Origin of the sequence: Microcoleus sp. AT9b-C3 (assembly GCF_036705485.1) — a bacterium.
Classification (GTDB): Bacteria; Cyanobacteriota; Cyanobacteriia; order Cyanobacteriales; family Microcoleaceae; genus Microcoleus.
Genome location: NZ_JAUBUR010000007.1, coordinates 233204 through 256294, shown reverse-complemented (window position 1 = coordinate 256294; position 23091 = coordinate 233204). Strand labels below are relative to the sequence as shown.

21 protein-coding genes are annotated in these 23091 nt (G+C 45.9%); 16 read left to right on the top strand and 5 right to left on the bottom strand.

The genetic code is table 11. The features are described from left to right. Positions 1-135: 135 nt before the first annotated feature. Positions 136-1197, bottom strand: coding sequence for a mannose-1-phosphate guanylyltransferase (locus QUB77_RS09595; RefSeq protein WP_333171731.1), 1062 nt, complete (start codon positions 1195-1197; stop codon positions 136-138). Positions 1198-1415: 218 nt separating this feature from the next. Beyond that, positions 1416-2027, bottom strand: a complete 612-nt coding sequence (locus QUB77_RS09590; RefSeq protein WP_333171729.1) for a thylakoid membrane photosystem I accumulation factor — start codon at positions 2025-2027, stop codon at positions 1416-1418. Between the two features lie 321 nt (positions 2028-2348). On the opposite strand from QUB77_RS09590, the gene QUB77_RS09585 reads away from it, so the two are divergent. The 12 genes from QUB77_RS09585 (at position 2349) to psbM (ending at position 13647) form a co-directional block, all read left to right on the top strand. Further along, positions 2349-3251 (top strand): undecaprenyl-diphosphate phosphatase, encoded by a 903-nt coding sequence (locus tag QUB77_RS09585; RefSeq protein WP_333171727.1) that lies wholly within the window; start codon positions 2349-2351, stop codon positions 3249-3251. A gap of 350 nt (positions 3252-3601) precedes the next feature. After that, complete coding sequence (locus QUB77_RS09580; protein WP_333171725.1) at positions 3602-3808, top strand: hypothetical protein; 207 nt, start codon at positions 3602-3604, stop codon at positions 3806-3808. Positions 3809-3857: 49 nt separating this feature from the next. Further along, a complete protein-coding gene (locus QUB77_RS09575; RefSeq protein ID WP_333171723.1) occupies positions 3858-4193 on the top strand; it encodes a DUF433 domain-containing protein in 336 nt (111 codons plus the stop codon). A gap of 6 nt (positions 4194-4199) precedes the next feature. Next, positions 4200-4442, top strand: a complete 243-nt coding sequence (locus tag QUB77_RS09570; protein WP_333171721.1) for a DUF5615 family PIN-like protein — start codon at positions 4200-4202, stop codon at positions 4440-4442. A 127-nt stretch (positions 4443-4569) separates the two neighbouring features. Next, positions 4570-4983, top strand: a complete 414-nt coding sequence (locus tag QUB77_RS09565; RefSeq protein ID WP_333171720.1) for a hypothetical protein — start codon at positions 4570-4572, stop codon at positions 4981-4983. 154 nt (positions 4984-5137) lie between these two features. Further along, on the top strand, positions 5138-7696 hold the full coding sequence (locus QUB77_RS09560) for a sigma 54-interacting transcriptional regulator (protein ID WP_333171718.1): 2559 nt from the start codon (positions 5138-5140) through the stop codon (positions 7694-7696). A 347-nt stretch (positions 7697-8043) separates the two neighbouring features. Continuing rightward, positions 8044-8421 (top strand): hypothetical protein, encoded by a 378-nt coding sequence (locus tag QUB77_RS09555; protein WP_333171716.1) that lies wholly within the window; start codon positions 8044-8046, stop codon positions 8419-8421. Positions 8422-8563: 142 nt separating this feature from the next. Next, entirely contained in the window at positions 8564-9331 is a 768-nt protein-coding gene (locus QUB77_RS09550) for a class I SAM-dependent methyltransferase (RefSeq protein WP_333171715.1), read from the top strand. 80 nt (positions 9332-9411) lie between these two features. Continuing rightward, positions 9412-10797: a TIGR03279 family radical SAM protein gene (locus QUB77_RS09545; protein WP_333171713.1), complete on the top strand. Its 1386-nt coding sequence runs from the start codon at positions 9412-9414 to the stop codon at positions 10795-10797. Between the two features lie 141 nt (positions 10798-10938). Beyond that, a complete protein-coding gene (locus QUB77_RS09540; protein ID WP_333171711.1) occupies positions 10939-12831 on the top strand; it encodes a TolC family protein in 1893 nt (630 codons plus the stop codon). Positions 12832-12949: 118 nt separating this feature from the next. Next, positions 12950-13246, top strand: a complete 297-nt coding sequence (locus tag QUB77_RS09535; RefSeq protein WP_333171709.1) for a 2Fe-2S iron-sulfur cluster-binding protein — start codon at positions 12950-12952, stop codon at positions 13244-13246. Between the two features lie 287 nt (positions 13247-13533). Beyond that, the gene (gene psbM / locus QUB77_RS09530; protein WP_015177760.1) at positions 13534-13647 is read left to right on the top strand and encodes a photosystem II reaction center protein PsbM; all 114 of its coding nucleotides are present in this window, start codon (positions 13534-13536) and stop codon (positions 13645-13647) included. Between the two features lie 120 nt (positions 13648-13767). Here psbM and QUB77_RS09525 read toward each other — a convergent pair whose 3' ends face one another. Next, on the bottom strand, positions 13768-14619 hold the full coding sequence (locus QUB77_RS09525) for a universal stress protein (RefSeq protein ID WP_333171707.1): 852 nt from the start codon (positions 14617-14619) through the stop codon (positions 13768-13770). A 141-nt stretch (positions 14620-14760) separates the two neighbouring features. On the opposite strand from QUB77_RS09525, the gene QUB77_RS09520 reads away from it, so the two are divergent. The 4 genes from QUB77_RS09520 (at position 14761) to QUB77_RS09505 (ending at position 21009) form a co-directional block, all read left to right on the top strand. Then, positions 14761-15261 carry a thioesterase family protein gene (locus QUB77_RS09520; protein ID WP_333171705.1) on the top strand — a complete coding sequence of 167 codons (501 nt, stop codon included), beginning with the start codon at positions 14761-14763 and terminating at the stop codon, positions 15259-15261. A gap of 141 nt (positions 15262-15402) precedes the next feature. Next, entirely contained in the window at positions 15403-16464 is a 1062-nt protein-coding gene (locus QUB77_RS09515; protein ID WP_333171703.1) for a DMT family transporter, read from the top strand. 22 nt (positions 16465-16486) lie between these two features. After that, positions 16487-17662 carry a D-alanyl-alanine synthetase gene (locus tag QUB77_RS09510; protein WP_333171701.1) on the top strand — a complete coding sequence of 392 codons (1176 nt, stop codon included), beginning with the start codon at positions 16487-16489 and terminating at the stop codon, positions 17660-17662. 323 nt (positions 17663-17985) lie between these two features. Continuing rightward, a complete protein-coding gene (locus QUB77_RS09505) occupies positions 17986-21009 on the top strand; it encodes a right-handed parallel beta-helix repeat-containing protein (protein ID WP_333171699.1) in 3024 nt (1007 codons plus the stop codon). A gap of 143 nt (positions 21010-21152) precedes the next feature. Here QUB77_RS09505 and QUB77_RS09500 read toward each other — a convergent pair whose 3' ends face one another. Both QUB77_RS09500 and QUB77_RS09495 read right to left on the bottom strand, forming a co-directional pair. Then, entirely contained in the window at positions 21153-22043 is an 891-nt protein-coding gene (locus tag QUB77_RS09500) for a DUF6282 family protein (protein ID WP_333171696.1), read from the bottom strand. 139 nt (positions 22044-22182) lie between these two features. After that, entirely contained in the window at positions 22183-23088 is a 906-nt protein-coding gene (locus QUB77_RS09495; RefSeq protein ID WP_333171694.1) for an alpha/beta hydrolase, read from the bottom strand. Between the last annotated feature and the right edge of the window lie 3 nt (positions 23089-23091).

The window sequence follows — 23091 nt, the reverse complement described above, 5'->3', positions numbered from 1 at the left end:
ATTTTGGTTTGTAAGGCAACGATCTATATATATCTTGCCTTACAGATTTTTTTTTGCTCACTTTTTCAGTGCCATTGGACTTTAGTCCTTACTACAAACGAAGTTTTCAGGACTTGGCTCAGCGGTAGTTTGTCGTTACAATAAATCCTTGAATTTCTGATCTTCTCCCAACACTTTAATTACCTGTTTAATCTCCTGCGTCCTGTCCTTTTTCACAATCAAAGTGACATTGCCATCTCTGACAACTACCACATCTTCTAAACCAATGGTGACAATAACTTCATTCTCATCCGCTGCATACAGAATGCTATCCTTGGTGTCAATTCCGACGTGTTTTGCTAACTCGACATTCGGCTTGTCTCCTTGCAGCAAACGACCGATCGCATTCCAATCTCCCAAATCGTCCCAGCTAAAGCCTACGGGCAGAACACAGGCTTTTTGCGTCTTCTCCATCAGCGCGTAATCGATGCTAATTTTCGGCAATTCGGAGTAAGCAGCGGCACCTTTTGCTTCCAAAGCTGCCATCATTTCGGGTACATGATTTCGCAATTCTGTCAAGACTGTTCCAACTCGAAAGACAAAAATTCCGCCGTTCCAACTAAACTTGCCGCTGGCTACAAATTCTTCCGCAGTTGTGCGATCGGGCTTTTCGGTAAACCTCGCTACCCGATAGGCTGGAAAACCCGCAAAACTGCCAATTTCCTCGCCTTGTTCGATGTAACCGTAGCCGGTGGAAGCATAACTCGGTTTTACTCCCAAAGTGGCGATCGCATCCTGATTTTTCGCCAACTGGGCCGCCGCCTCCAAAGTCTTGACAAACTCCTGTGGTTCCCCAATCCAGTGATCCGCCGGGAAAAAACCAACAACCGCATCCTCACCGTAACGCTTCGCAGTTTCTATCGCAGTCCAGGCCACCGCTGGCGCAGTATCCCGGCCCTCTGGTTCCGCCAGCAAATTCTCAGGAGGTAAAAGCGGCAACTGTTCCCGGACTCCTGCAGCCAACATTTCCGACGTTACCACCCACAAATCGTCCCAGCCGTTACCTAATGTTAATAGTCTTTCTGCTGTAGCTTGCAGCAAACTCTTGCCGCTACCGTCGAGACTCAAAAACTGCTTGGGCCGCTGCTTGCGACTCAGTGGCCAGAAACGTTCGCCTTTACCGCCGGCCAGAATCACAGGAATTAAGGTTCTATTCATTGTTTAATGTTTAAACTGTTCACGTCCATTTTGCCTTGATACCCGAGATGGTGTTTGTAAAGAATTACTGAGGCTGAATGACGGTAGACGCTTGACTGTTGACTGTATCACCCTAAATGTAGGGTGCGCATTGCGCACCTTACCCAATATAAGACAAAAAAACTCTGTTAAGGCATCCTTGAAAATTGCTATAACGACTAGCAATTAGCCCTTACCTATTACTTCGACAATTCGATATTGAGTTCGTTTACGACACGGCGTTTGAGCGGGATCGATTTTTCACGGGGCAGCAAGTCAAATACTTTCCGAAAAGCATCATCTACCTGTTCAAAGGGTATTTGTCCTTTTTCATTAAAAACTACTTTTCCCGATTGGTCTAGGATGACTGTTTGAGGGACAAAACCTTCGTAATAATGACTTGGTTCGGTGATTTCTGGTGACGGTTGCGGAGGCAAAGAGTCAATTGTTATTGGCATAAAATCGGCTTCGCGCCCGTAAAATTCCTGGAGTTGAGAGACGACGATCGCGTATTGCTTGGAGTCACTGCTGTCGTCAGTGTAAAAAACTAAGAGTACGGGTTTATGGCGTTTAAAAGAATCTGCAATCTTGACTTTAGGAGGAACTAGGGAACCGTTGCCGGCGTAGAGGGCAAAGATTGTACCGTCGAAGCGATCGTCGGTGAGAGTTGCCAAGGCTGGCGGCGTGCCGCTTAGCAGTATTAAGCTAAGTGCGATCGTCACTGTTAAAAGACTGGCTGACAAGATTCGCTTCAGCAAGCCCAGGCCAGAAGCAGGAGTAACAATTGAATTTTTGTTCTCAGGAAATATCATAGGGTATTGGCAGTTGCTGTAAGGAAAGCGAAATCAAATGCAAAAACTTTCCTAATTGTATCAGCAACTGTATGCAAATGTTCCTGATTAGGTTAACGTAGTTTCGGATAGACTATGATAATTTGCTTGTTGTAGCGCTCGACACGGTGATTCTACTGATCCAAGAACACTATTTGCGATCGGCTTTTCATGGGCGGACTGGAACTATCCGCGCCACAATAGAATTTATTTGTTGCGGGCTGAGCTTGTAGCTTCTGAGAATGATGCAAGATGTTAAATCCAATGGATAACTAGAAACTGACAACTGGGAACTAATAACTAATGATAGCTTTGCTTGACACAATCCTCGCCCAAACGCCCGCTGCTGATGTTTCCGGGCCCGCTCAAATCAATCTGGTGCAGGCTCTTGTTTTAGGAATTGTACAAGGATTAACAGAGTTTTTGCCCATCAGCAGTACCGCTCATTTAAAGGTAGTGCCGATCGCTCTAGGATGGGGCGATCCGGGGGTTGCTTATACTGCTGTAATTCAGTTGGGCAGTATTGTTGCAGTGCTTTGGTATTTCTGGAAAGACTTGACAAATATAACTGTTGGTGCAGTAAAAGCCCTGGTGCAGCGCGACTACAAATCCCATGAGTTTCAAATGGCGCTGGGGCTTGTTTTGGGAACAATTCCTATACTCTTTTTTGGGCTGCTAATCAAGGCATTGGTTCCAGATTTTGATCACTCGCCGCTGAGAAGTTTGACCAGCATCGCCATTGCTTCGATCGTCATGTCGCTACTTTTAGCAACAGCAGAAAAAATTGGCAAGCGCAATCGCACTTATGAAAAGTTAACTGTCTTAGACGGTATTTGGATGGGATTAGCTCAAGCAATCGCATTGATTCCGGGGTGTTCGCGATCGGGTTCCACTCTAACAGCAGGATTGTTTATGGGATTGGAAAGGCCTGCCGCCGCCCGGTTTTCTTTTTTATTGGGAATTCCGGCAATTACTCTGGCTGGATTAGTGGAATTAAAGGGTGACTTGGGACAAGGAATCGGCGATGCTGGAGTTGCAGCTTTGATAGTGGGAACGATTTCGGCATTTGTGTTTTCTTATTTGTCGATTGCGTGGCTAATGAAGTTCCTGCAAACTCAAAAAACGTGGATATTTGTGTTGTATCGGCTAGCTTTTGGCGTAGCCATTTTAACGGCGATCGCAGGTGGGGCAGTGGGAAATGCGTAGGTTGTTCTAATTACAAGAACAGGCATTTTGCTTTTCAAACAAACAAGAACAGGCATCTTGCCTGTTCCACAAAGAGTAAATTTTATTGTGGGACGGGCCGGAGAACCAGTTCATAAAATGCTTATTAAAAGTTAACAAAATGTTAGCTTTTAACTCAAAGTTAGCGTCGCAGTGAAGGATGTAAAATGATCGAATATAGCGAGCGCCAAAAGGCCTAATTAACGCTAATTCTGCTGGTTCCTGCTGCTAGCATTGGTGTAGCGATGTCCTTATTTGTTGCACCCGAAATTGTGGGAACAATAGTATCAGATTTAAAACTGGTTATCCGTTCAGAATCCCAGTGCTAATATATGGAAGAGTATCGCAAAAAAAGCGATTATTTCCCGCACGGCTGGGTTGACAAAAGAGCGCTGCTGTGCTGGCAGAAGCAACTAACCTTGTCAGGAACCAGTCAAAATTTTGAGTTTCATAAATACATATTTTTGATACATCCTCTCACCGGCAATCTAAATTCACAACCCAGAACTTATCCTGATTCTAAAGGCGATCGACCTTAGCAGACTGCTATGCTGAAGAGAGAAAACTAACACTGCCATCAATCTCAAAATGCTACTTGTTCCGACGGCTGAACCAATTCCGCTGGTGGTGGCTGATGCAAACGGTGTGATTCGCATTAGCAGAATCCGCGTCACCCTAGATACAGTCATTACAGCTTTTCTTGAAGGAGGCACAGCAGAAGAAATCCGGGAACAGTACCCGTCTCTTCAACTTTCCGATATTTATTTTGCGATCGGCTACTACTTGCGACACCAATCCGAAGTTGACGCTTATCTGATGGAACGTCAACGTCTTGCCGCAGAAGTTCAGCAGGAAGCAGAAAGGCGTTTTAACTCAGTGGGAATACGCGATCGCCTATTAGCAAGACGCAACCAAAAAGGGTAGTTTTATATGCTGCGATTCTTGGCAGACGAGAACTTTAACAATCAGATTGTCCGAGGTATTCTGCGGCGGAATCCCGACGTTGATATTGTCCGCGTTCAAGATATGGGTTCGATCGAAGCAGACGACCCAACTGTCTTAGAATGGGCAGCGCTGCAAGGGCGGGTGGTACTAACTCAGGATGTAGCAACGATGGCCGAGTTCACCTACGAGCGCATGCAAGCAGGTCTTGCAATGCTTGGGTTATTTTAAGTCAGTCGCCGTGTTTCCGTAGGTTTGACGATCGAGGAAATTTTGCTAATAGCTGAGTGCAGTCTGGAAGGAGAATGGGAAGGGCAAGTGCGATTTTTACCTTTACGCTAACGAGTTTAAGCAAACTATGTCAATACCGAAAAAAGGAACAAGAAAAATAATTGTTGACGGGGAGCCTTTCATCTGGCTAATCCGAAGACAAGCTACTAATACGCAAGTAGAATCTGGCTGGGGACACCTTCATGTTGCTGTCGAACACGCTGAAAAACCGGGTTCGGTGTTAGTTCTCATCACCGATCGACCTCATCCTCAAGGTTGGAGTCAAACTAACTGTGAATTTATACCCGTAAAACCTCCAGATGGAGCGCCGCAAGAGGTAAAGGTATGGCAGATTATTTCAACGAAAGAAGTGAAACCAGTAAGACCCTCTGATGTAGCACAATGGATACGGCAAGCAGTGCAACTTGGATGGCAGCCTCGGCGATCGGGAATCACTTTTAACGTGCAGATTGCAGGAGGACGTGGAGAAAAAATATATTAGAGCGGGGAGGGCCGATCGGGTATGCTGAAGACAGAAAATTAACACCACACTCAAACTAAAAATGCTAGTCGTTCCCAGCAGTTAATATTGATCTAGCACAAAAATATATATCCTACACCAACCACCACGATTCGGCTTTCGCCGACGCTAAGCGATGTCTACCGAAACATTAGTTAACTGGCTCGAAGAGAGTACCGAATTAGCCATATTATCCCGCGAGATTTTACAGGCGATCGCGGGTGAAATGGAGATGACAACTTTTCCCCCTGGATTTCGAGTGGTAATAGAAGATACGCCCATCACTAATCTCTATATCCTAGAACGAGGACAAGCCGATCGATACCGCAGCAAACAACCGGGTTTAATGTGGGGGAGTAGTTTATTACCGGGGGCGATCGTCAATTTATCTGCCCTTCAACGATCGCAACCTGCGGATAGTCGAATTATTGCTCGGACAGAGTGTCAATTTTGGGTAATTAGTGCCGATCGCTGGCGTGGTTTGCTAAAAAGATATCCACGCATTACCGAAGCCTACGCTCAACGCTTGGCGGCGAAGTTAGAGCAGCTAGAAGCAGAAATTGCCTACGAACGAGAGCGTCAAAATGCCCTCCGCAGCTATCTAGTACCCAGGGCGAAACGGGGAGTAATTGGCAATAGTCGTTATGCAGTGAAATTACGCCAACAAATTCGCGCGGCATCGAGTGACAGCCGATCGGTATTAATCTCTGGCGAACCTGGTTTAGAAAAGGATAATTTAGCTGCTTTAATTCATTTCGGTTCCCATCGCCGCAACGAGCCAATTATTCAGATTAAAAGTGCTTTACTTCAGAGCAACGGAGCGGAATTGTTCGGGCGGTTGGGCGGCAAACCGGGGCTGTTGGAATGGCTGGGAGAAGGGACGTTAATTTTAAATGACGTGCAAGAATTACCCCCTGAATTATGCCCCCAAATTCAGCAATTATTAACCGAGGGAACCTATACGCCAGTTGTCAGGGAAGGACAAATACCGCGACCACCGCGTTCTAGTAATGCCCGGATAATTTTAATTTCAGAACTTGTGCAGCCCAAGCTAGATAAGCTGACACAACACAAGATTAAAGTCCCATCCTTGCGGGTGCGAAAAGCAGATTTAGAGGCACAAGTCAACTATTATCTCAATATCATTGGTCGCAAAAAGAAATTAGTCAAGCCCCAAGTCACACGGGAAGCAATTCGCCGCTTACAAGCCTACGATTTTCCAGGTAATTTGCAGGAATTGCAGGGAATGGTCGATCGCGCCTTAGTTCAAGCACAGGGGAGTCAGGTATTAACGGAAGAAGTGTTTTGGGCCCAGGCAGCGAAGAAACAAAAGTTTCGGCTGAATTTATTAAATATTTATCCCAAATTTCGGCAATTTTTACGGAGCGAGTGGTATCCCGATCGCGTAAATTATTGGTTTACCACCTGGGTGTTTGCATTAGTGGTAATTATCCTGTTTGTTGCTCCCCAAGATCGACAACATAATTTTGCCCTAAATATCTTTTGGGCGTGGTGGTGGCCGTTAATTTTATTATTATTCCCCATCATCGGACGATTGTGGTGCGCTTTTTGCCCTTTTATGATTTATGGGGAAATCGTCCAAAAACTATCGCTGAAATTTTTCCCGCGATCGCTCAATCAATGGCCCCGCAAACAAGCAGAAAAATGGGGCGGTTGGTTTCTTTTTGGACTATTTACCCTAATATTTCTGTGGGAAGAGTTGTGGAATTTAGAAAATACCGCCTATTTATCCAGTTGTTTGTTGTTGCTCATCACCGCCGGAGCGGTAATTTTTTCCCTAATCTTCGAGCGGCGATTTTGGTGTCGTTATTTATGCCCGATCGGGGGAATGAATGGATTATTTGCTAAACTATCAATTATCGAACTTCGCGCCCAACAAGGAACCTGCGCGGCGGAATGCAGCACCTACCAATGTTACAAAGGCGGCCCCGGCTTGGGGGAAGGATTAACTACTAATGGCTGTCCGATTTATTCCCATCCCGCCCAATTAACTGATAATAAAGATTGCGTGTTGTGCATGACTTGCTTGAAAGCTTGTCCGCATCGATCCGTTGAATTAAATTTGCGCCCTCCCGGAATCGAATTATGGACGACTCATGTTCCCCACAGTTATGAAGTCGCCCTGTTATTTTTATTACTAAGCGGTATTTATCTCCATCGCTTGCCGGAGATAAATAGTTTGTTGGGGCTAGGCATCAATTTAGACCAATTTATCCCTCATTTAGGACTCTCGCTCGCTGTGTTAATTATCCCGCCGATGATTCCCCTAATTGCCTACGCCGTCATGCAGGTAATTTATCGATTGGGACAAGCAGAAACCATGCCATTTACAACCTACAAACCCCTCTCATTTGTCTCTCTCGCCTACGGTTATTTACCCTTAGTCTGGGGCGGTAGTTTGGCTCACTATTGGCGATTGGGTTTGCAGGAAGGCGGTCGAGTGATTCCCGTAACTTTTGCCACTTTCGGACAAATTAGAGACGATTTACCGAGTTTTATCGGCGATCCCGCCGTGATTAGCTTCTTGCAAGGTTTAACTTTGATTGTATCATTATTAGTCACAATATTTGTGACTCAACAAATTGCCAAGCGCTCGATTAAATCTTTGATTCCACAGCATTTAGCGAGTGTGTGTCTGATGGTGAGTTTGTGGTATGCGATCGTGGGAAACTAAAACAACCATCATCAAGTTCGTAGTGCGGACTTTAGTCCGCAGGATTTTGCGGACTAAAGTCCGCACTACAAACCGTCTCGATCGCTGGTAATAGACCGGACATGATATGATATGCCCATGCAAAGCAGTATGACATTGAGCAGCAAGCTTTCACCAATCTTGGCAGCAATCAATTACCGGACAAACATTACCGCTTTTTCATCGGACTGGGAAGATTTAGAAAGCACAGTTTAATATCATGATTGAGGTTGCTTGAAACAAAGATTCTGCGCCTGTCACATAAACCGGGTTAGGAGCCAAAACTCTGCAACAAAACCTATATTTATAGTCAAAAATCCGGTGGCTCAATGCTTATTGAAAATGCTGAAATATTTAAGCTGAAACAAACTATGTCAATACCGACAAAAGGAACAAGAAAAATCATAGTTGATGGGGAGCCTTTCATCTGGCTCATCCGCAGACAACCTACTTATACACAAGAATGCTTTCATGGCGGAAATCTTCATGTTGCTGTCGAACACGCTGAAAAACCAGGTTCGGTGTTAGTTATCCTCACCGATCGACCTCATCCTCAAGGTTTGACTCCAACTAACGAAGTGAAACCAGTAACACCCTCTGATGCAGCACAATGGATACGCCAAGCGGTGCAAATTGGATGGCAGCCTCAGCTACCTGGAATAACTTTTGAGGTGCGGATTGCAGGACTGTTTGTGGAAAAAATATAATGCTGTATGTTTAGCAACCAGACAAGTCAATTCTGTTAAAGACAATTCACTCGCCTAGACTGGCAGAAGCGATCGCCCGATCGCCAAATTCAGCCTAGACCAGTTAAACTGTAAACATTCTCCGCTAGCCACATCCTAAACTATGACCGCACATCAGGAATCCATCATCGACCAGTTCACTCGTCAGGCAATTCCATTCTCTAAATTGTACGCTCACACCAATCAAGAGTCTCTGTACCTGCTGAGAGAAATGGCGAGTGTATCTGACAAAGACACTGTTCTAGATGTTGCTTGCGGTTCAGGTATTGTTAGTTGTGCTTTTGCGGAAGTTGCCAGTCACGTTACTGGCATTGATATCACACCAGCGATGCTCGAACAAGCCCAGATTCTGGCGCAACAGAAAAACTTGATTAATGTGTCCTGGCAACAAGGAGATATTGAAACACTACCATTTCCCGATGCTACTTTTTCTCTTGTTCTGAGTCGTTACGCTTTCCATCATTTTTTGCGGCCAGATGTTGTTATATCAGAGATGGTTCGCGTATGTCGTCCAGGTGGTCGAATTTTGATTGCTGATGTTGCTTTGCCACCGGATAAAGTGAATGCTTACGATCGGATTGAGAAGTTGCGCGATCCCTCTCATACTCGCGCCTTGACTCTGGAAGAGTTGCCAAAATTAGTCGCAGATGCCAATCTTCAAAATGTTAAATTGGCTTTTTACAAGGTAGAGCTTGGGCTAGAACAACAGTTAGCTGCTTCTTTTCCTAACCCCGGCGATGACCAGAAAATCAGAGAAATTTTTAGAGAGGATATTGGTGTTGACAGTCTCGGAATTGGCGCGCATTTCCAAGGCGAGGAGATTTATTATGGGGTTCCCATCGCTGTCATCGTTGGCGATAAAATAGCCTAAGTTGTATCAACTAAAAACAAGTGTAACAGAGTCCCACTAATAACTAATTACCAATAACTAATTACCAATAACTAATAAATATGAGCGATTTATCAACCCGACCAGCCCTAATCAGCAAAGTCATCCCCGATAGCATCGCCGCCGAAATTGGATTTGATGCTGGCGACGCCATCATTGCTGTCAACGGCCAAAAACCCCGTGACTTAATCGACTATCAATTCCTGTGCGCCGATGAATTTCTAGAATTAGAAGTATTAGATACTAAAGGCAAAACCCACAAGTTAGAAATAGAAAAAGAGTATGACGAAGATTTAGGATTAGAATTTGAAACTGCTCTTTTTGATGGGCTAATTCAGTGCAACAACCGCTGCCCTTTTTGCTTCATTGACCAACAGCCTCCAGGCAAGCGGGAAACTCTGTATCTTAAGGATGATGACTACCGCCTCAGCTTTCTTTATGGCAGCTATCTCACTCTCACAAATCTGACTCAAAAAGAGTGGGACAGAATCGAACAAATGCGGCTTTCTCCTCTCTATGTTTCCGTGCACGCTACGGAACCGGAAGTGCGAATTAGGCTGTTAAAAAATCTCCGCGCTGGCCAGATTCTCGAACAAATTAAATGGTTTAAAGAACGCCGCTTGCAAATTCACGCTCAAGTAGTTGTTTGTCCTGGTATTAATGATGGCGAACATTTAGAACGCACTTTGTTAGATTTGGCAAAGTTTCATACCGGAAATATTCCCGCTGTAGCATCGGTGGCTGTAGTGCCGGTGGGTTTAACTCGCTTTCGCCCAGCCGAAGATGAACTAATCGCAGTAACGGCCCAAAAAGCGCGAGAAGTAATCGAACAAGTGCAGAAAATTCAACTGCTTTTGAATCAGGGGAAAGGTGGGCAAAAGGCGAAAAAGCCGAATTCAAAATCGCGGTGCATTTGGCTGGCTGACGAGTGGTTTTTAATAGCTGGTTTAGATTTGCCGTCGGCTGCTGATTACGAAGATTATCCGCAAATTGGTAACGGTGTGGGTTCGATTCGCCAGTTTATCCAACAGTTTGAAACGGCTTTTGAGAAGTTGCAACCGATGCAAGTCGAGCCTGCGCGCAAGTTGGTTTGGGTGGTGGGGAATGCTGTCGAAAAAGCTTTTGAGCCGATCGTACAACAACTAAACCAAATTCCCGGCTTGTCCGTCAACATGGCTGCACTGTGCAGCCGCTACTGGGGACAAACTATCACTGTCACGGGTTTGCTCACCGGGCAAGATTTGCTCGAAGCTTTGCAGGGGCGAGACTTGGGAGATGGCATCCTGCTGCCGTCGGTGATGCTAAAACAGGGGGAACCGCGTTTTCTAGACGACATGACCCTCGAACAGCTCGCCAGCTCGCTGAAAACCCGGATTTTGCCGGTGAGCGGAGTAGAGGAACTAATCTCGGCGGCGATCGGTCTGGCAAATGCTGAAGTTAAATTCTAAATTTTGAATCGAACATTCAAAAGTTAAGATGAGTATGGTAATTGTGACTTGTAACCGTCGAGTTCAGGCTACAGACTAGAAACTTGAGACCTCAATCTTGCTCTAAAATTGTCTCTAGGATTGCAGAGTAATTAAAAAATTATGCGTGTTTTTCGTCAAATCATCGTAGTCGGAGTGGGCGCTGCAATTACTTTGGGCAACGCCGCACAGAGTGCTTCAGCACAGCCTCCGGATCAATCTCAGGACAGTGTGGCCCGCTTCAATCAGCTCGAATTAGGGCAGAAGGTTCGATCGACCTCGAGCACAGCGGCAGAATCAGCATCACAGGCCGAACAGTCGATCGCCCTTAACCCTCAAACCTCCGAGTCTCAGCAGCAAGGGGGAGCGAATATCGCATCAACTCGAACCCAGCCCGAGCAAGCATCAAAGCCTCAACAGGCTGCTCCGGCGGCCCCATCAACTCTGTCTCAGGGCGGTTCCACACCACTAAGAGGTTTGGAACCGACAGAGGTTCAGCAGCCTTCCCCGAACCCTCCCAACAATGTTCCTGTCCCCAGTTCCCCGGTACCCATTCTCCGGGGCACTCCGAACGAAAGTTTCCCCCCTGTGCCTCCAAGGGGCATTTTAGACACCAAGCCTCCGGCTTCCCTGGAACCCAACCCGAATCCGCTGCAGTTTCCGACCAACCCGGAGGATGTCAGGATCGAGCAAACTGAGTCAATTACCTTGCAGCAGGCGATCGACCTCGCCCGCCGCAACAGCCAAGTTTTGCAAATCGCCGGACAGCAAGTGGAACAAAGCAGAGCAGCTTTGCGCGAACAGCAAGCGGCTCTTTATCCAGACCTGAATTTTCAAATGGACGCCAGCCGTTCTGTGAGTGCCGGCGGAGAACTCGGAATCCGGGCTGCACAGCGCCGCTTCAACGCTCAGGCTAACGGAACCGGGCAGCCCGCCCTCCAAGCCGGCACAAATTTTGGCAACAACAGTCTCAACAGCACTTTGCAGTTGAGCTACAACCTCGATTTGTTCGGAGGCCGGCGCGCTACCATCCGCGCGGCAGAGGAACAGTTGCGCCTTCGGGAACTGGATGTGGAACGCCAAGCCGAGGAACTCCGCTTCGACACTGCTGAGGCTTACTACACCTTGCAAAACGCGGACGGACAAGTTGCCATCCGCCAAGCTTCGGTGAGAAATGCCCAGCAAAGTTTGCGGGATGCCGAAGCTTTGGAACGGGCCGGGGTAGGAACCCGGTTTGCTGTGTTGCAGGCTCAGGCAAATTTGGCTAACGAAGTGCAACAACTGTCAGTGGCCCGTCGTGACCAGCGAGTTGCCCAGCGGCGTCTGGCTGAGATTTTGAATGTCAGCCAGTCGGCGAACTTGACAGCGGCTGATCCGGTAGAGCAAGCGGGCTCTTGGAGGCTGTCTTTGGAAGAGAGTATTGTGCAGGCTTTTAAGAATCGCCCCGAGTTGGAACAGCAGTTGGTCCAGAGGGATATCAGCAAGCAGCAGAGGCGAGCGATTCAGGCATCGCGTTTGCCTCAAGTGAGCGTGGGGGGTAGTTACAACGTACTGGGACAAGACCCTGATAACCCCGATCCGTATACTTCTCGCGGCTGGGCCGATGGTTATTCGATCCGGGCGAGTCTGACTTGGAGTCTCTTCGATGGGGGCGCGGCGAACGCCAGGGCGAGACAGCGGGATGCTGAGATTACGATCGCTGAAAGTCGATTTGACCAACTCCGCAATCAGGTGCGCCGGGAAGTGGAACAAGCTTATTTTGGCTTAGAGTCGAGTTTTGAGAATATCGAAACTTCTGAGGCGGGGGTTTTGCAGTCAAGGGAAGCTTTGCGTCTGGCGAGACTGCGGTTTCAAGCTGGCGTGGGTACTCAGACGGATGTGATTCAGGCGGAAACTGATTTGACTAGGGCTGAGAGAAACCGATTGTCGGCAATTGTCACCTACAACCTGGGGCTTTCATCTCTTCAGCGGGCTGTGAGCAATCTTCCGACTAATAACCTCTCGGATGCTCCTTGAGATTGAGTTGGGGCGAGCTTTAATTACCAGATCAATTGGACATCGGGTATTAAACGTCCGACACATTAGTTAATATTTTGTAATAGAGTTGGATGTCAACTGCGTTAAGGAATCGGCAATGGCCAATATCAAGTTTGTGAAGGAAAATCAGGAAGTCATCGCAGCAGACGGAGCCAATTTGAGGCTCAAAGCTCTAGAAAACCGCATCGATTTGTACACATTTTCGGGAAAGATGATGAATTGCGGGGGCTACGGTCAATGTGGCACCTGCATTGTGGAAATTGTCGAGGGCAGTGAAAATCTGTCGCCCCGCACTGACTTTGAAAACCGCAAGCTCAAGAAAAAGCCCGAAAACTATCGGTTGGCTTGTCAAGCTATGGTCAATGGCGACGTGAGCGTGAAGACTAAACCGTGACTTTCAGGGGGCAGAAGACTAGAGATGCAGAAGGAAAGAAAAATGCAGAATGCAATAATTTTGTTTTTTTTTCCTATTTCACTGTATAATCACGCATTTTGCCGATCTAGGAAAAGAAACTTGGTTTCTAGGACAAATAAGAGATGGGGAAGCAAGGCATCCAGCCAGAAAGAGGGTTTCGACGCTTGTCGGTAAGCTCTTCTTCTGTCTTGGAGTTTGCCTTTTGCCTTTGAGTGATATCCTAGTTGTGTGTGTTTTTCTATTTTCCGATAGAGGCGAGCGTCTTCATGGAAGTTAACGATTTAGGGTTTGTGGCAACCATTCTGTTTGTATTGGTTCCCAGTGTTTTTCTAATCATTCTGTACATTCAAACAGCTAGCCGTCAAGGTAGAAAAGATTAGCAACTGCTGCTATTTCTGTCTGGCTTTGCTGCTTGCAAAAAAAAGCGCCAACAGCTTTTTGCTGAGGCGCTTTTTTTATTAAATGTTGAGTGTTAGCTGCTCGTTCTTAACGATGAGATTCTAGGCGACTGTGCGGGCTAGCAAGACGGGACAGTTGGCATAAACTCGCACGTAGTCTGATAGCGAATTTCCTAGGAGTCGATCGATATCCACAAAGTTTTTGGCAACGCTGGGTCGCCGATCCGGGGAACCGATTACCAATAAGTCGGCATTCAAGTCGTCTGCAATCCGACAAATTTCTTCCCCTGGCTTACCTGTAGCACTCACGCAGCGGTAGCTAACTCCCATTTGTTTGGCTAGTGCTACTGCGGGAGCTAATACGGGGTCTTTTTCAGCACTTGCTGTTAAATCTTCGCTGGCTTTTCCCGTCAAATCTTTGGTGACGTGTACTAAAATTATCTCTCCGCCACTGACTTCTTTGACCAAAGAGAGCGCAAGCTGCAATGACTGTTTGGCAGCTTCTGATTTGTCTACCGCTACCATGACGCGCTTGATTTTTTTGACGTAAATGTCGTCTTTTACTAACAGCATCGGTCGGGATGTTAGCTGGAAAACGTACTGGCTGACTGAGTTTTCCAAAATCGATTGCAGCCGTCCGAGTCCCCGGGAACCCATAATTACTAAGTCGGATTGTTCTTCTTCTGCGACTTGGCAAACGGTGGTTTTCGGGTCTCCCTGTTTGAGCCGCGGGTTGACTTTGCTGGGATCTATTTTCAAAGACTGGACTGCTTGTGCTAAAATCTTTCCTCCTTCTTCCAACTTCTCGGCCATGCCATCGGAGGTTACTTGCGGCGGCACGACGTGCAAGACGGTGACAGAGGTTTGTTGCAAGGAAGGGATGTCCATCAACATATTAAACATCTCTTCGCACAAGCCGCGACCGGCTACGGCTACTAAAATTTTTTCTATCATGGTTTTGGCGGTAAAAACAGTTGAGTTTTCTTGTGCGACGTTACACTAGGGCGTTGGTACTCTAGTTTCTTACTGTCAAGCATAAGCCTGAAGTTTGTCTTATGATTTGTAGAAATGTAGCGTTTTGGAACGATTTGTAAAGTGTTAGAGAACGATCGAACTCAACCAGAACTCGCACCGGCTGGTGCTATTCAAAATCGGCGCGGGATGGACTCTGAGGGCTGGTTTGAATATTTGGTGCGAGTGTACCCTCACCATACTGACTACAGCGGTGTGGTTTGGCACGGTACTTATATTGCTTGGATGGAGGAAGCTAGGGTGGAAAGTTTGCGCTCTCTTGGCATCGAGTATGCAGATTGGGTGGCGCAGGGTTTGGAATTGCCCGTGGTGGAACTTTCGCTGCGCTACCACCGGGCTGTACAAATGGGTCAATCTGTGGCAGTCAGAACGCGGATCGCTGCTACCGAGGGTGTGCGGCTGCTTTGGGATTACGAAATTCGATCGGCTGAGACTCAGGAGTTATATGTGACAGCACAGGTAACTTTGGTTGGTGTCGATCGCGACAAGAACAAGATTATCCGGCAATTGCCGCCGGCGATAAAGGAGGCTTTGACAAGGCTTTCTGTTAAACCTTCAGCCTAAGCTGCAAAAACCATAAAAAATAGTTTTTGCAGCCCTCGTAAGTAGAGTGCGTGACTTTTGAGTCACTCCATTCGTCGCCCAATTTTTATTTGGTCACGCACCCTACACAACTGCCTTCTGCCTTCATTGGAACTTTTAATAATGTCAAAAAAACTGGGATTGCCAGAGCCAAATATTGAACTTCAGCGCAATATTTTGGAAAAAACCGAGTTAAACTCTGCCTTAATAACTGAAGACAAAACTATTGTTTCGGGAAAGCCAGACAGTTTAAAAAACGGTGAATTAGCTGAGAGTCAAGGCAAAATTTGGGCGATCGCATCGCTGTCGGCGGCGCTGCTAGCGGTGTCGCTGGCTGCGATTTTTATTAGGTTGAGCGAACGGGAAATCAGCCCGAATGCTACTGTTTTTAACCGTTTGTGGATAGCAACTGTAGTATTTGGAGTGTGGAATGGTGCGGGTGCTGCGCGTCGCCGAATGTCTGGGGCACAAGTTGAAGAGCGATCGAACTACACTCTGCAGGATGTGATGCTGTTAATCGCCGTAGGCGTGGTTTCTTCTGCTTCTGTGGGTTTCTGGGCGTGGTCACTGAGTCAGACTAATGTCGCCAATTCTACTGTACTGCGAAACTTAACTCCTTTATTTACTACTTTGGGAGGATGGCTGCTGTTGGGGCGGCGCTTTGACAACAGGTTTTTGGTGGGACTGGCGGTGGCTTTGTCTGGTGCAATTGCGATCGGTATGGACGATTTGCAAACGGCGGGAGACACTCTTGTCGGCGACATTGCTGCTCTTTTATCGGCGATGTTTTATGCAGGAAATCTGCTAATTTCAGAACATTTGCGAACCAAGTTTCCGGCAACAACTATATTGATGTGGCGCTGTTTTATGGGCAGTATCTTGGTTTTGCCACTGGTTCTGCTGGCGGGCGATCGAGTTTTCCCTTATTCTTGGCAGGGATGGCTGACTGTAATTGCTTTGGCGGTGATTTGCCAAGCTTTCGGTCAGGGACTGCTTATCCACAGTCTAGGTCGTTTGTCCTCGGAATTTGTAGCTTTTTTCCTGCTGCTAGAACCCGTAATTACAGCTATTATGGCTTGGGTGCTGTTTTCGGAAAGTTTGAGCTTGTTTAATTGGTTTGCTTTCTCTGTGGTTTTGGCTGGAATATATTTGGGAAAATCTAGCGGTTCGGTCGCTAAAAAATGAAACAAAAAGGAAAAATACTTAAATGATTCCAATATCAATTACCCGGAATCGCTGGCATTATGACTTTAGTTTGCTGCCTCAATATTTGGAGGTACTGTTTGCTAAATTGCGGATTGCTGTGGTGTTCGGCGGCGACTGCGATAGCCCCGGCTCAGTGATTTACAAAACTCACAACCCCCGCGCTTGGAAGAGTTACGAAGTCGTCGCCCGCGAGATTGCTAAAGCATTAGTAGGAATTGGCTTTAAGCACGTCTTTGTCCTACCTGATGACATGAATTTGCCGGAAAAACTCAAACAAAACAATATCCATTTAGTGTGGCTGAATACTGGCGGAGTCCAGGGCTACAATCCTGTTTGTCACACTCCCGCATTGTTGGAAATGTTGGGAATGCCTTATGTCGGTCACAATCCTTTAAATAGTTCAACTTTAGATAACAAACACGCTTTTAAACGGGAACTGCAATCAGTCGGAATTAAAACCGCTCCCTTTATGACTTGGCATCCTTCTCAAGGGATTTTGCAGCCTCATTTGCATCAGCGTTTTGCCATTGCTTTTGGTGACTATCAAGGGCCGTTTGTTGTTAAACCAGTATCCGGTCGCGCTTCGCTGCACGTTCATTTTGTAGACCAGATTGAGGGTTTGTCTCAGGCGGTTTTAGAAGTTCACCGAGACACTCACAATACTGCTTTAATTGAAAAGTATTTGCCGGGACGAGAATTTTGTGTAGCGGTCTGCGGCTATGTTACTTATGCTAAAGGCCGATTTTATAAAAATACCAAACCCTTTGCTTTTTCGACTGTGGAGCGGGTGCTGGAGCCTGACGAACGCATATTTACTTCTATGGATAAAAAGGCGATTACGGCCGACCGAGGACGGTTGATGGGCGGTGAAGAACCTGAACTAAAACAAGAGTTAATTGAGTTGGCTCGAAAAATTTATTGGGAGTTTAGTTTGAACAGTTTGGTGCGGATTGATGTCCGAAGTGATGCTGATGGCTCGCTTTATGTTTTGGAAGCAAATCCCAAACCGGATCTGAAACATCCAGGGGAAAATGTGACGAGTTTGGTAGCTTTAGGTTTGGCGGAATACGGGATGAGTTATAACGATTTAATTTTTAGTTTATTGGCGGATAGGTTGGATTATTTGTTGACTCAGCATATCCAAATTATTCCTCATATTGTGGATTTGCTTCATTAATCGGACTTGGAGGGTGCGCTGTACCTTACCTGTAAACAAAAGGGATTTGTAAAGAAATATAAATTGTTGAGCCAAGTGAACACAGGCAGGCAAGTTGTGATAGCTTTGAGTAATATCAATTCCGGTTGCACTCCTCATGACTGTTGACTGTTGACTGTTGACTGTTGACTGGCGGGTCGCAAAACTGAAGGGTTGATTGTTAACTGTAGACTCGATTTTCTTATTCCGATGCAACCGGAAACGATATAAGATAGCGAGTTGTGGATGTCCATTTTTTGGGTCAGCATCAAAATCAATCAATTTATATTAATTAGATAAAACAAATGGAAGCATTACTTTTATTAATTGGATTTGGAGGCGGGGCATTAGTCTGCTGGCTAATTTTGAATAAGCGAAATTCACGCAATTTGGTGCGGATGCAGGGTTCGCAGGAGGCTATATCGAATTTGGCTGCTCAGTTGGATGCCCGAACTTCGGAATTGCGACAAAAGGTGCAGAATGAAAATCAGCTAAATTCTGAATTGTCCCAGTTGCAAAGTCGCTTGGAAACTGTGACTGGCGAGCAAGAATTGTTAAAAAATCAAGTGTCGGAAATGGAAGAATTTTTGGCAGGAATTGCCCAGGATCGATCGCAAATTGATGCTCTGATTGCTGATTTGCAGTTTCAGCTAGAAAATGCTCAACAAGCTGAGTCGCAGTTAGCAGAAGTGGCAGAACTTAAAGATCAGTTAGAAGTTGCGGAGCAGGAGCGATCGCAGCTTAACGCTCAATTGCTGGAAATGCAAGCAGAGTTAGAGGCGGTTGATGCAGAACGTTCTCAATTTCACGCTCTGCTGTCGGAATTTGAGAGTCAGTTGGAAACGGCTAGCCAAAGCCGATTGCAGGTACAGTACCAGTTGTCGGAAATTCAAATTAAATTCGAGCGCTCCATTGAAGAGCGGGAGCAACTTCAGTCTCAACTTTCGGGTTTGCAAACTCAACTGCAATTAGTCGAAGCAGAGCAATCGCAATTTACTTCGGAATTGTCAGAGCTACAAGCTCAATTGGAGAGTGCAGAGCAAGAACGCGAATTACTCAACTCTCAATTGCAAACCGCTCGCGAACAAGCACAGCAACCTCCATTTGAATTATTAGAACTGCAAAGACAGTTAGAAGCTGCTAATTTGGATAAAATGCAGTTAAACTCTCAAGTTCATGAACTACAACTTCAATCCGAAATGGTTGTTTTAGAGCGAGAAAGACTGCTGTCTGAGTTGTCAGAAATGGAGTCTCAGATACATCGCAAGGAGGAAGATAGCTCGCAACTCCAGTCTCAGTTATCAGAACTGCAAGCTCAATTAGAAACTGCTAACACAGAACGATCGCACCTTTATTCTCAACTGTCGGAATCCCAAAGTCAAATCGAGACAGCCAATCAGAATCAAACTCAACTTCAATCTCAAATCTCACAGTTAGAACGCCAGTTACAAAGTGTTCGTCAAAGTCGATCTGAATTAGAATCTCAGCTAGAAACTGCTAACACAGAACGATCGCAACTTTATTCTCAACTCTCGGAAATTCAAAGTCAAACCGAGACAGCCAATCAGAATCAAAATCAACTTCAATCTCTAATTTCCGAGTTAGAACAACAGTTAGAAAGTGTGCGTCAAAGTCGCTCTGAATTGGAATCTCAGCTCACTTCTCAAATTTCCCAATTGCAAAGTCAAACCGAGACAGCCAATCAGAATCAAAATCAACTTCAATCTCTAATTTATGAGTTAGAACAACAGTTAGAAAGTGTGCGTCAAAGTCGCTCTGAATTGGCATCTCAGCTCACTTCTCAAATCTCCCAATTGCAAAGTCAAATCGAGACGGCCACTCAGAATCAAACTCAACTTCAATCTCAAGTATCCGAGTTAGAAAATCAGCTAAATAGCCTGCGTCAAACTCGCTCTGAATTAGAAGTTCAGCTAGAAACTGCTAACACAGAACGATCGCAGCTTTATTCTCAACTCTCGGAATTCCCAGCTCAAATCGAGACAGCCAATCAGAACCAAACTCAACTTCAATCTCAAATCTCCGAGTTAGAACATCAGTTAGAGAGTGTGCGTCAAAGTCGCTCTGAATTGGAATCTCAGCTCACTTCTCAAATCTCCCAATTGCAAAGTCAAATCGAGACAGCCAATCAGAATCAAAATCAACTTCAATCTCAAGTATCCGAGTTAGAAAATCACCTAAATAGTGTGTATCAAACTCGCTCTGAATTAGAAGTTCAGCTAGAAACTGCTAACACAGAACGATCGCACCTTTATTCTCAACTCTTGGAATTGCAAAGTCAAATCGAGACAGGCAATCAGAATCAAAATCAACTTCAATCTCAAGTATCCGACTTAGAAAATCAGTTAGAAAGTGTGCGTCAAAGTCGCTCTGAATTGGCATCTCAGCTAGAAACAGCTAACAGAGAACGATCGCACCTTTATTCTCAACTGTCTGAATTCCAAAGTCAAATCGAGACAGCCAACCAAAATCAAGCTCAACTTCAATCTCAAGTATCCGAGTTAGAACATCAGCTAGAGACAGTTTATCAAGAACGCTTGCTGCTAACATCGCAACTTTCCGAAGCGGGCGATCGACAATCGGAGCATTTTGACTCGGAATCAGGGCAAATTAAAGCATCTACTTCAGATCCCAAAGTTTTGAAGAGTAAAAAATTTGTTGTTTCTCAGCAGGGTCAAGGCGATTATACTACTATTAGCGAAGCGCTGAAAAATGCAGCACCGGGCACGCGCATTGACGTGCATCCAGGCGTTTATCGCGAAAGTCTAATTCTCGACAAATCGGTAGAAATTATCGGCAGGGGAGATGTCGATCGCATTGTGGTTGAAAGTATCAACTCAAACTGCATTAAAATGGCAACTGATACTGCTTTAGTGCGGGGTTTAACGATGAGCGCAACGGGGAAATATTACGCTGTGGATATTCGCAAAGGCGAGTTGATCGTAGAAGACAGCGATATCACTTCTGCGGACTATTCTGTGGTGGGCATTTGCGGCCCTGATGCAAATTCTATCCTCCGCCGCAATCAAATTCATGATGGGGTATGGAACGGAATTTTTATATCTGATAATGGGAAAGCAACGGTGGAAGATTGCAGTATTTTTGACAACGGCAGTTTGGGAATAGGTGTCGGATTGGGAGGAAAATTGATCGTGCGCCGATGTCGGATTAATGGTAATGAAGGTGAGGCGATCGCCGTTTACAGAGATAGCATTGCTACAGTGGAAGATAGCGATTTAACGGGCAATGCTGGCGGTGCTTGGCGCATTGCAGATAACGGATACTTGAAGGGCAAAGGCAATCAAGAATAGAAGAAGGAAGTTCGGCAACGAGCAATGTACGGGATGTAACGGATGTCAGGAAGAAGGCAGAAGGCAGAGGGAAGAAGGAAGAGAAAAGAGGGAAGAGAATTCCCAATTAGCGATTCCCAATCCCCGATTGCCAATTACCAATTCTAAATGCCTAACAATCGAGCTGGATTGTGTGTCATCATCAAATCAATTTCCTGCGGAGAAATGCCTTCATCTATCAATTTTTGCACAAATAATTTGTAACCTTCCGCAGGCAAAGGATCGGGTTTCCTTCCTAAATCCGTGCTCATCACAAAATGCTCTGCTCCGATTAGTTTAATCGCTGCTGCCATCTTCTTAATTGAAACTTGATGCCAGTTTTTGTGTCCGTCATCAGCGGCCTTTTCTCCCATCAAATCGTTGACAAATGCTAGTTCTAGAAAAGCTCCCATCTTGGCGGCTGTTTGCATATTTTCTAGGGACAAACCGGGTACATCTGCCATTGCGTGGGTAATCAGGATGTTCTTAATGTTGAGCAGGTTGGCTTCACCGACAACCGCCATCACTTCTTCTGATGAAATATGACCGGTTTCCAATATCAAATTCTCTTTTGCTACAATCTTCAACACCGCTGCTGTTTTCGGTAAAACCTTGCCATTTTCCGCAACTTTAATCCCTATTCCCGATTTGTGAAAAACCTGCAAGTGATGCTCAGCATCAACCGTTGGCAGCCACACTACTTTACCGTATTTGCCACCGATGCGGTGCATTGCATCTACAGCGTCGGGATTAATGCCGCCGACAGCATGATTGAGAACAACTCCCCCGAAAACTTCGATTTGTGGTACTATTTTATTAACCAAAACTGCCCGCGCTGCTGTACTCGCATAATGATTTTTCAATACAACAGCTTTCATGTGCGATCGCGCGGCTGACTTAGCTACTTCAAAATCATCCAACCTGCGAGGAATCACATCAGGAGAAGAATGAATGTGAAAGTCGATCGCACCTTCAATAATACTCTGTTGTGAGTTAGCAAACGGCGGCTCTCCCACAGCATACAGTGGCAAGGAAAAGGAAGAAAAAACTAGCCAAAATACCGCTGTTATTCTTATGATGTAAACCGCCGAATTGAATTCGGGGCTACACAAACGAAGTCCGCCTGCGCGGACTGAAGAGTGGGATTTAAATAATTTAGAGAAAAGATTTAGCCGCATTTGCCAAAGCTTCTGCATTCTCTTCGTGCATACCCAAAGAACCGGGAATAACTCGCGATTCAACACCGGGTAATTCCGTTAATGCTTCCATTTCCGCCTTTGATTTGGGCGGCGCCTTTTCAGCAATTACAACCATCACCGGCACTGCTAATTGTTGAAAATTGTCTGTAAATTCCGATCGCACTTTGGCCGGATCTAAACCACCAGTCACAAAGGCGGCGGAACCGTAGCGAGCACCTGGTTTTTGCGTAATTTTCCACTTATTTTGGATGAAATCGGGCGTGACTTTAGCTGCATCCACATAGACGTGGCGGCGGTACATGAGACTGAGGAATGACGGTGCAGTGTTGAGTTTGTATAGGAATTGTCCCAGTAAGGGCGATCGTACTAATTCTCTCACCATTCCATGCCACCCGCTTTGCTGTTTGCTCATCGTCGGCAAAGGCCCGCGCCAAGTCGGCGCAGCTAACACAATCTTTGACCAAACATTCGGCTGTGATTGCGCTAATTGCATCGCATAACCCGCAGCGTGACCTGCCGCAACTACAGCAACCGGACTATTAAAAATTGACTCCACAAAATCCTTAAGAAATTGATGGTATAATTGCGGTTCATAGTCGGTTCGCGGGCGATCCGAGTCGCCAAAACCCGGCCAATCTAAGCTCACAACTTGAAAGTTAGAAGCTAACAATTCTGCTAAAGGACGCATTTCTTCTCGCGTCGAAACCGTACTGAAAGCAGGCAGCAGCAAGACAGGATTTCCCTGTCCTCTGGTTTCGTAAATAACTTTTATTTGCGTTTCTTTCCAATTCCAGAGATATTCTTGAACTGCGGCCGGATAGTTGCCAGAACCTGATTTTGTTAAATTTGTAGTTTGAGTCATGGC

What these genes read in the sequence shown, in the direction of transcription:
- QUB77_RS09595 (WP_333171731.1), bottom strand. Translation starts at nt 1,197, where the DNA reads ATGAATAGAACCTTAATTCCTGTGATTCTGGCCGGCGGTAAAGGCGAA.
- QUB77_RS09590 (WP_333171729.1), bottom strand. Translation starts at nt 2,027, where the DNA reads ATGATATTTCCTGAGAACAAAAATTCAATTGTTACTCCTGCTTCTGGC.
- QUB77_RS09585 (WP_333171727.1), top strand. Translation starts at nt 2,349, where the DNA reads ATGATAGCTTTGCTTGACACAATCCTCGCCCAAACGCCCGCTGCTGAT.
- QUB77_RS09580 (WP_333171725.1), top strand. Translation starts at nt 3,602, where the DNA reads ATGGAAGAGTATCGCAAAAAAAGCGATTATTTCCCGCACGGCTGGGTT.
- QUB77_RS09575 (WP_333171723.1), top strand. Translation starts at nt 3,858, where the DNA reads ATGCTACTTGTTCCGACGGCTGAACCAATTCCGCTGGTGGTGGCTGAT.
- QUB77_RS09570 (WP_333171721.1), top strand. Translation starts at nt 4,200, where the DNA reads ATGCTGCGATTCTTGGCAGACGAGAACTTTAACAATCAGATTGTCCGA.
- QUB77_RS09565 (WP_333171720.1), top strand. Translation starts at nt 4,570, where the DNA reads ATGTCAATACCGAAAAAAGGAACAAGAAAAATAATTGTTGACGGGGAG.
- QUB77_RS09560 (WP_333171718.1), top strand. Translation starts at nt 5,138, where the DNA reads ATGTCTACCGAAACATTAGTTAACTGGCTCGAAGAGAGTACCGAATTA.
- QUB77_RS09555 (WP_333171716.1), top strand. Translation starts at nt 8,044, where the DNA reads ATGCTTATTGAAAATGCTGAAATATTTAAGCTGAAACAAACTATGTCA.
- QUB77_RS09550 (WP_333171715.1), top strand. Translation starts at nt 8,564, where the DNA reads ATGACCGCACATCAGGAATCCATCATCGACCAGTTCACTCGTCAGGCA.
- QUB77_RS09545 (WP_333171713.1), top strand. Translation starts at nt 9,412, where the DNA reads ATGAGCGATTTATCAACCCGACCAGCCCTAATCAGCAAAGTCATCCCC.
- QUB77_RS09540 (WP_333171711.1), top strand. Translation starts at nt 10,939, where the DNA reads ATGCGTGTTTTTCGTCAAATCATCGTAGTCGGAGTGGGCGCTGCAATT.
- QUB77_RS09535 (WP_333171709.1), top strand. Translation starts at nt 12,950, where the DNA reads ATGGCCAATATCAAGTTTGTGAAGGAAAATCAGGAAGTCATCGCAGCA.
- psbM (WP_015177760.1), top strand. Translation starts at nt 13,534, where the DNA reads ATGGAAGTTAACGATTTAGGGTTTGTGGCAACCATTCTGTTTGTATTG.
- QUB77_RS09525 (WP_333171707.1), bottom strand. Translation starts at nt 14,619, where the DNA reads ATGATAGAAAAAATTTTAGTAGCCGTAGCCGGTCGCGGCTTGTGCGAA.
- QUB77_RS09515 (WP_333171703.1), top strand. Translation starts at nt 15,403, where the DNA reads ATGTCAAAAAAACTGGGATTGCCAGAGCCAAATATTGAACTTCAGCGC.
- QUB77_RS09510 (WP_333171701.1), top strand. Translation starts at nt 16,487, where the DNA reads ATGATTCCAATATCAATTACCCGGAATCGCTGGCATTATGACTTTAGT.
- QUB77_RS09505 (WP_333171699.1), top strand. Translation starts at nt 17,986, where the DNA reads ATGGAAGCATTACTTTTATTAATTGGATTTGGAGGCGGGGCATTAGTC.
- QUB77_RS09495 (WP_333171694.1), bottom strand. Translation starts at nt 23,088, where the DNA reads ATGACTCAAACTACAAATTTAACAAAATCAGGTTCTGGCAACTATCCG.